This is a genomic window from Microcoleus sp. BROC3 (assembly GCF_036702515.1).
Taxonomy (GTDB): Bacteria; Cyanobacteriota; Cyanobacteriia; order Cyanobacteriales; family Microcoleaceae; genus Microcoleus.
In genome coordinates, this window is sequence record NZ_JAUBTQ010000110.1 from 1 (window position 1) to 8454 (window position 8454).

The following is an 8454-nucleotide window of genomic DNA, read 5'->3' on the forward strand; positions in this document are numbered from 1 at the left end:
ATCGTCACAGAACACCAAGTTGGGGTCAAAGAATGTCCTGAATGTAAAGCTCAAATACAAGGGAGTTTTCCAGAATCTTACTTTTCCCGTTAAGTATGATTTGTAATTGCTCAACTAGGGGAAAAAAGGGAGCTATGAATAGAAAGGGCTTGTTGAATAGCTTGATAAGCGGTTAAGCCTTGCCTTTTACCAGTATTCACAACTGAACGAACCGCCGCCAATAAATCTCGCCCCCATTCTGAACGAAAGCAATTGGTCACGCGGCGAAATATCACGCTCATCCGAATCGCTTGTTCGCTAGAATTATTTGTAGGTGGAATTGTCACATCTTCCAGAAATAAGAACAAATTATCCATCAGCTCGCCATAGCGTTTTCGTAACCGGACACCATCCGGCTGATGTGGTGCTAAACTCAAAATTCTGGTTAATCTTTCCCGTAAATTGCTGCGATATCGCTCCAGCTTAGTCTCGTCCATCCTGTCGCGTCGTCGATGGATGACAAAAGCCCTTAATAATAACCTCTTCATCGCCCTTGGCAAAAATCCTGTCTCCAGCATCAATGGCATATTGGCAATCCCGCAGTTGATGGGCACTCACACACTTGCCATTGTGCAGCTGGGTGATTTTTTTGAGCGCTAAATAGATCTGATACCCACACTTGCGGACGATGTTCCCCAAGAACGGAGCTAATTACTCCAGCCCCTCGACTCGGACGGATGACATGCAGGCAAATATCTTGGTTCTGAAACACCCACTCCCATTGGTTTTGTCCGTTAACTCTGGCGCTGGTTTCATCCGAGCCAATTAATTTTGCCTGTCGCAATCGTTGTAGTATCTGATTTACAAAGGTCATCTAAACTGGTTTTGACTGTACTTAAAAGGTTGGCGATCGCTCCTTCGGAGATCTTGAGCCCGAAAACTTCTGACAAGATTCCCGACAGCCGTTCGTAGCCGATCGCATGAGTGTAGCGCAGATATGTGACGCGAGCTTTGAATCTCCCGGCCAAATGGTGAACCTGGTTCCATTCCTGCGGGTACGGGGGCCAGATAGTCGGTTTGACAACAGGTGCAGCGACCACCATAACGCTCAATGCGGCTGACGATCGGACGAATTGGTGGTAGTTCTATTTTGTCATAGACGGATTGCAATTTTTGGGCGATCGGCTGTGACTGTTTCTCCACACTGGGGGCAACTTTTGATTTGAGCGATAATGATTTGGTCGGGTTCGGGATGTAGGTATCTTCCCCCTCCTGCTCTGCCTAAGCTTTTTTGTCTTTTGAGTCCTTCTATTTTCGATGGTCCGATGTTTGGCTTAAATCCTTTTGATGGTGGAGTGCTGGAATTCGAGCTGGTTTTAGCCGGGGATGAGTCTGGTTTTGATTCGTCAGTGGTTAATGCTGCGCGCAGTTTTTGGATTTCCTGCCATAGCTCTACTATCAAGGCGTCTTTGGCCTGGTCCGATAGTTGTTTTAGGTCAGGGAGTTTTTTCATTCCTTTATCTAATGTCTATCTCGTTCTCTTGTCAAGGGGGTTGAGCAATTACGTTATAACTAACGTTAATGCCTTCAAAGTTATTAACTCTTCTGGTATCAAACCATTCTTTAACCTGAGAATGTAAAGTGGGATGATTGGCTTTAAGAGATACAATATAATCAGCTTTTTTGTGGCGAATTTGTTTCACAATCTCGGTTGGCGTTCCCATCGCATCAATAGTAACAATCGCCCCGGTCAGGTCTAATAATTCTAAGAGTGCCGGAATTGCCGTAATCTCGTTGGAATGATCCTCAACTTTAACTTGCCCTAAAACTAAACGCTGTTCACTTGCCCAAGCCGTGACCAAATGCAAAGCTTTTACGCCTTGATTACGGTCATAAGAACCTCTAACACTTTTGCCATCGATGGGGATAATCTCGCCAACTATCGAACCAAGCATACTTTGAAGCCACTTCGCTAAACATTGTTCTCTCATCCTGAGGATTAATTCTTTCAAAGACTCGTCGAAAAGTATCATCACGCTTAGATACCATTGGGTAATTCGAGAAATTCCTCTAACCATTGTTGTTTAGCGATGCCATAATTTTCCATGTCTTCCCAACCTTCGGCACCGCTAATGACGGCTAAAATAGAGATTACTAAAATATCTTTTAATAAGTGTTTTTGGGTTCTTTGAACTCTGGGGTCGGGGAGCTCTGCTACATAATTCAATAAATTGGCTTGGATTTCGCGATCGAGGTGTTAACTGTCGTTTTTCTGCTCTTTTAGCTTGAGATTTTACAGCGAGTTTCAATCTAGGTGCAAAACCATTTGTCATTGTCTTTAACTCCGTTTCAACTTGATTGACTTTGTTAAGATTCAAACTTAATTATAGGTTTGAGTTCGGTGCACAGATAGAGAGCCTATTGGCGGCTTTTTGTCAAGTACACTTTATACCAAATTAGATGAGCTTACCCTGTCTATTTTACTCTGATAATCCAATTGCTTTAATTCTTCTAATTGCGCCTTTTTCTATTGATATTCCTGGGCTGGAGGCTTGACGGCAACTCCTTTACGAAGGAGATGCCAACTCATGTTTAGAGTTTTTAATCTTCTTTGAATTGTTTTTGTACTGGGAGTTATGCCCCAGGTTTCTTGAACTTTTTGGCTAACATTTTTTAATGACCTTGGTTGTTGTTTAGCCCACTCTTTAATTTGGGCTTTCTGCGAAGAGTTAAATAGTGGCTTAGAACCTCTTCCTAGTTTATTATAAATTCCTATCATTCCCTCTAATTCCCACCGATTGAACCAGTTATAGAGGGTCTTATAACTTATTTGAAAAATATTCATTAACTCTCCTTTTTTTACTCCTTGCGAAGCTAATATGAGGCAATGTGCACACGTGACGTACCTGATGATGTCGGCTTTGGCGATGAATTCGAGTCGAGCAATTTAGACGAAAGAGGATTTATTTCCCTGATAAACAGCATAGGAAATTCTAATTAACTCATAATTTTGCCTGGAATATCATTCTACTATGTATTTGTGTAATTAATTTTGTCTAACTACTTAACCATTCAGAGATTATCTCTCTGCACCTTTGGACTACGGTGATATCTTCGTGGAGAATTACGAAGTCATCAGCATAACGAATCAGGCTGAGGCTATATCGGTTATCCCGTTTGCCATGACCACTTCGAGTAGGCAGAGTGTCTGCGAACTGTTTGATTCGTTTTTCCATTCCGTGCAAGGCTATATTTGCTAGTAACGGAGAAATGACCCCGCCCTGTGGCGTACCTTGAGATGTAGGAAACAACTGTGTACCGTCCATCACTCCTGCTTTTAACCATGCTCGAACTTGTCGGCGAATGGTGGGGAATGTATTTAGTTTTCTGAGCAGTGCTTCCTGGTCGATACGGTCAAAACATTTTGATATGTCGGCATCCAGCACGAATTTAGGCTTTTTATTGATGCTTGAAAATATAGCCTCGACCGCATCTTGGCATGAACGTCCAGGTCTGAACCCGTATGAGTTAGGTTCAAATCGCGCTTCCCATTCTGGTTCTAATGCCAGTTTGACAAGTGCTTGCAAGGCTCGGTCTTCCATTGTAGGTATGCCTAATGGTCGTTTCTCTTCCGTCCCAGGCTTGGGAATCCATACTCGCCTAGTCGGACTAACTTTAGACCCCAGTTTTAGATTATTTACTAACTTTAAACGTGCTGCTGGGGATAAGGATTTCACCCCGTCCACTCCTGCCGTTTTCTTGCCAGTGTTATCCTGGGTTACTCTACGAACCGCTAACACCTTTGCTGACCAAGACTTCATCAACGTCTTTTGGAGTCTGCGTAATGCTTTCACATCACCACGTTGAGAGGCTTGAAAAATTCTCTTTTGGAGCTTATAAACCTTACGTTCTAGCTTTCGCCAGTTCACTTGGTTCCATTCTACCGTAGTCTTTAAACTCGTTTTAGACATTTTTACTCACTACTTGAGACTTTCCCTTCCAAATCACCGTGAGTCCGTCTGCATATCCTGGGCATTACCCCAGACTTTAAGCTTCTGACCCAATCTTTCCTACTCGTTGCATACGGTTAGCACCTACTCTCGATATTCGACCTTCGAGAGAGCAAGCGAGAGGTTACTTCGTTCCGAATGACCATTCTGTGTACCTTTAGAGCAATGCTATTCGCCGGGTTTATAGGAAGTGCTTATTGGTCAAACCAAATCTTGCCAATTCCTTATCCTTTGCCTTTTGGCTCCAGCGCGTTAAGCCTTATTTCGCTGGTTTTTGGTAACGACGATTCAGACGCATTTTCAAGCCGAGGCTTTTACTCATAGGTACTTTGCTCGATGGATACCGGATTAGGCTTCCAGTATTGACACCTTTGATCCCCGCTTCAGGCTTTGATGGCTAGTCGCAAACCTGGGGGAAGTACTGTCACCGCTGCACCTGCGGGATAAGGTTTGAGTGTTCTAGGGTACTGACTCTCACTTACATGGTCATTCAGTTGTCAAGGTTCATCACCTTGCGGCTAATCCCCCTAATCCTGTTAGGAATGGTTTCTAGCCAACGAATCGCACTTTGATTGCCCAAATCGATTCCGATACTTTGGTTTTTCGCCTCAGATGAAATGGGTTGAACTTCTACTACAAAACTCAGGAAATAACGATTTGCACAATCTTTGATTACTGTGACCGAACTAGGCTCAGATGGTAGTTTCCTTGACCATATTGGCTTAACAATACCAATTTTGGCTAAATAGATACCGCTATTTTTCAGAGAAAAACCTCCAATCCTAAATCGTGCTGACTGGCTGTTTCCTCTTTTTTTGAATTTAGGATAACCAACTCTACGACCTTTTCGCTTTCCTTTGCAGGAGTCTAAAAAGTTCTTGAAAGCCGTTTCCAAGTCCGCCACGGATTGCTGTAGCGGAATATTGGAGACTTCGCTTAGCCAAGCTCTTTCTTCGGTTTTTTTCGCTTGGGTGATCACGATTTTTTGCAGTTGGGCCGAACTTGGCTTTTTCTCGGACTGCTTGCAGAGAGCTAGGCTATCGTTCCAGACCTTCCTCACGCAGCCAAACAGCCGAGCCAAGCTCTGCTTTTGGTCTGTCGTTGGATAAAATCTGTACTTGAATCTCGCCTTCATGGCTATACTGATATTGGTCTGTAGATTTGATTATATATTGGTTTGTAAGCAATAACAACTATTTACCGCCGTGAAAGACATTCTGTTACAGAACTTAAAATGCACTTGGTCTGCGTAACAAAGTATCGTCGGTCTGTGTTTACGAGCGAAAGTCTTGATCTGATTGAAAAATCGTTTAGAGATGTAGCCCAAAAAATGAACTTTCAAGTGCTAGAGTTCAATGTCGAAGGTAATCATGTTCATGCGCTGATTGAGTATCCGCCTAAATTATCAACATCTCAAATTGTTAACGCATTGAAAGGCGTTTCCAGTCGTCGGTACGGACAGGCTGGACATGAAAAACCCCACAAAGAAGCTTTATGGAGTCCTAGTTATTTTGCTGTTTCTGTAGGAGGTGCGTAAGAAAGAAGTTTTGAAGGTATATATCAGAAACCAAGAAAAGCCGTCCTAGAAGGACGGGGCTTGTATCCCATTTTTTTGGTCAGCACAGGTACAGCCCGAGACAGCGGGCGATGCAAGCGTGAAACTGTAGAATTGATTTGAAGCCAAAGGTAAAGGGCGTTGCTGATTTAGGGTATGACTGGCTCAATATGCAAGTCAGAGAAACCAGTATCCACAAAACTTCGGGATTTTCAAGTTATTTTTTTCATACCCTGATTAAGCAACGCCGAAAAGTGCAGAAACTCAGCAGACACAAAAATTTAAATACCTTGATGGTGTATGCGATAATCGCGGCCCCGACCAAAGAGACATTACCGATTTACTTGATGGGATGAAAGGAGCGATCGGCGGGGGAAGCCGACGATCCGACGCGAAGGAGCGAGCGAAATCTATGATTTCTCCGATGCTAAACATGAAGGAACGTTGGATGCGTAATAATTAATTGCTCCCCATGAATAAACTCAGCACTGACTCTAATAATAAAATATGCAATTGCAACAGCGGCTGACTGAGATCGACCTTGATGCCTATTTTCAACGAATTGGCTATAGTGGTGACTGCTCGCCCAGGCTGACAACGTTACAGGCAATTCATCAGCGACATTCCCACACGATCGCCTTTGAAAACCTCAATTCGCTCCTGAACCAACCTGTGAAGCTGGATTTAGCATCCTTGCAACAAAAACTAATCCACGAGGGACGGGGCGGCTATTGTTTCGAGCAAAACTTACTGTTGCGGGCTGTTTTGCTTGCTCTTGGCTTTCAGGTAACGAATCTAGCAGCTCGCGTGCTGTGGAATTTGCCGTCCGGGACGATCGCGCCCCGCAGTCATATGGTGCTGTGGGTCAATATTGATGGAGAGCCGTACATTGCAGATGCGGGATTCGGAGGGTTAACGCTTACCGCGCCGCTTGCTTTGACACCGGATCTCGAACAACCTACCTCCCACGAACCATTTCGATTGAGCGCAGCGGATCGCAGCTACATTATGCAAGCATATATCAAGCAGGAGTGGAAATCCCTTTACAAATTCGATCGAGAGGAGCAAGAATTACCCGATTATGAGGTGAGTAATTGGTATGTTTCAACTCATCCCAACTCGATTTTTGTTACTAACTTGATGGTGGCAAAACCGGATTCAAGTTGTCGTTATACCTTGTGGAACAATCAGTTTACGGTGCATTATTTGGATGGTCGAACAGAACACCGCGTCCTTTCAACGGTTGCAAAGTTACGCGCTACCCTTGAGAATGTTTTTTGTCTCAACCTGGGAGCGATCACCGATCTCGATCGGATGTTGCAGCAATTAATCGAGCGGTCGCGTGCGATGACCTAACAATTCTCTCGGTTAACGGTTAATCAATATAACATACCATATCATTCTTTTCTCGTTAATCTATTAGGGCAGCAGCCGAGATACCCGCATTCCGAGGACAAGACGTAAAGTTTTGCAAATAAATACAAGACAAAATGACTTGAAGTAGCAAAGCCTGAAATGTTTAGCAGTAAAAGATGGACGCTTTTTGGGTCTGTACGAAGGCAGAGTATTAGTCATACTCTGCCCTCGTACAGAACCCAAAAGGCGAAAGTCTTGAGTAACAGGCACTTCAGGCGTTCCTGCTTTTAGTTATTTCGGATTGCCTTTACAAAACTTTACGCCGTGTCCTATTTTACAAGTATCTCGGCTGTCCCCCAACTAAAGCTGTTATTGCCTTTTTAATACGGTCAAATCTAGCTACTTTATCTTGCTCAATATCTTTTGAAGTCTTTCGAGGCATAAAGACCCATCCCATTTATTCGCGAGTTACAATCGCGAATAAATTCCCCTTTCTCTTATCTTCTTACAAAATTGGGATGCTCCCGAAATGATTTAGTCTAAGGGTTGAATCTTCCAATCTAGCACTCTCCTCAATCAAGTCAATCTCTTGATTAATTCTTGAGCATACTTAGTGTTAGCAGAATCAAGACCGACAAACCGCACAATGGCATTGGAAACATCTTCGTCTAACCCTATCTTTGAATCTGCATTTACGTCCGCTGTTGCAGATGCTCCCCCTACCACTGTTGTTAGTTCAGCGTCGCTCAGTTCTTCAAATAGCTCGGCAGACTGCAAATTAGTGATTTCGATTTGACTCATAAGTATCCTAAGTCCCCGTAAAAACATTACGGACTTGCGTACATACAATATTTTATACACTTTTTTTAAAATAGTAATCAGCCGGCAGTAAGTTGACAAATAGCACCTTGGCGGCTAATGGGTACTTCTGGAGCTTTGCCCCGGCCGGTGCGAATTTCAAAGCGAATTTGAGGAACCACAGAGGCACAAAGGTCACAAAGTTTTTCATCAGCGCAGATCGCTTTAATCGATGAGAAGTTGACTGAGAAGTTATCATAGGGCAACGGAAAGTAGAAACGGAGCAAATTGCTCTTTCTGTCAGTCTAGCGGGGAAAAAGGAAGGCCTGACCCAGACTTTTCGATAGATTTTCTTGCGGAAAATATTAAATCCGACATTCCGCACCCCTTTAGACGAAAGCCTCTCGCTCAGGACAAGAAGCGACCGTAGTTGTACGCTTCTTCTTCGCCCAAACGGTCAACAATCGCCCAATGTACTGTGTTGAGTTCAGGAATTTGTAACATAAATATCCAGTTAGCTTCTATGCTTTCCCCTTTTGTTGGGAGCATCGGTGTCTCTGGCGTACACAGGGTAATTTTAGTGGTGGGTTTTCGCAGATAGTGGTAAGACGAGGGTTCGCGATCGCCATTAAAATAAGCGTATGGCACACCCACAGCAGCAGCATTATCAGCGATCGCGTCTAGGGCGTCGGTACAGTAGAGGGGTTTGACAAAAGTGGGCGAGCATGATAGGTAAATTGAGGAGCTTGTTAAATC

Annotated in this window: 8 protein-coding genes and 3 pseudogenes; 2 read left to right on the forward strand and 9 right to left on the reverse strand. The window is 43.8% G+C overall.

From position 1 onward, the window contains the following. Positions 1 to 110: 110 nt before the first annotated feature. From QUB30_RS32345 to QUB30_RS32370, 7 genes and pseudogenes are all read right to left on the reverse strand, one after another. Entirely contained in the window at positions 111 to 566 is a 456-nt protein-coding gene (locus tag QUB30_RS32345) for an IS66 family transposase (protein ID WP_333342230.1), read from the reverse strand. Then, the gene (locus QUB30_RS34050) at positions 557 to 853 is read right to left on the reverse strand and encodes an IS66 family transposase (RefSeq protein WP_445300577.1); all 297 of its coding nucleotides are present in this window, start codon (positions 851 to 853) and stop codon (positions 557 to 559) included. The genes QUB30_RS32345 and QUB30_RS34050 overlap by 10 nt, the downstream gene beginning before the upstream one ends. Beyond that, a complete protein-coding gene (locus tag QUB30_RS32350; protein WP_333342233.1) occupies positions 792 to 1082 on the reverse strand; it encodes a hypothetical protein in 291 nt (96 codons plus the stop codon). The genes QUB30_RS34050 and QUB30_RS32350 overlap by 62 nt, the downstream gene beginning before the upstream one ends. Positions 1083 to 1547: 465 nt before the next feature. Continuing rightward, positions 1548 to 2221 (reverse strand): annotated as a pseudogene (locus tag QUB30_RS32355) (ISAs1 family transposase); the annotation flags it as partial. 285 nt (positions 2222 to 2506) lie between these two features. Next, on the reverse strand, positions 2507 to 2926 hold the full coding sequence (locus QUB30_RS32360) for a helix-turn-helix domain-containing protein (protein WP_333342243.1): 420 nt from the start codon (positions 2924 to 2926) through the stop codon (positions 2507 to 2509). A gap of 118 nt (positions 2927 to 3044) precedes the next feature. Further along, positions 3045 to 3950, reverse strand: a pseudogene (locus tag QUB30_RS32365) (reverse transcriptase domain-containing protein); the annotation flags it as partial. Positions 3951 to 4479: 529 nt separating this feature from the next. Next, complete coding sequence (locus QUB30_RS32370) at positions 4480 to 5124, reverse strand: transposase (protein ID WP_333342235.1); 645 nt, start codon at positions 5122 to 5124, stop codon at positions 4480 to 4482. 99 nt (positions 5125 to 5223) lie between these two features. Here QUB30_RS32370 and tnpA point away from each other — a divergent pair. Together tnpA and QUB30_RS32380 are read left to right on the forward strand one after the other, a co-directional pair. Continuing rightward, a pseudogene (tnpA, locus tag QUB30_RS32375) lies at positions 5224 to 5575 on the forward strand (IS200/IS605 family transposase). A 476-nt stretch (positions 5576 to 6051) separates the two neighbouring features. Next, positions 6052 to 6900: an arylamine N-acetyltransferase gene (locus QUB30_RS32380; RefSeq protein WP_333342237.1), complete on the forward strand. Its 849-nt coding sequence runs from the start codon at positions 6052 to 6054 to the stop codon at positions 6898 to 6900. A 576-nt stretch (positions 6901 to 7476) separates the two neighbouring features. Here the strand turns inward: QUB30_RS32380 and QUB30_RS32385 are convergent. Continuing rightward, a complete protein-coding gene (locus QUB30_RS32385; protein WP_333342239.1) occupies positions 7477 to 7701 on the reverse strand; it encodes a bacteriocin in 225 nt (74 codons plus the stop codon). 405 nt (positions 7702 to 8106) lie between these two features. After that, a partial coding sequence (locus QUB30_RS32390; protein WP_333342241.1) for a hypothetical protein occupies positions 8107 to 8454 on the reverse strand: 348 nt, incomplete at its 5' end.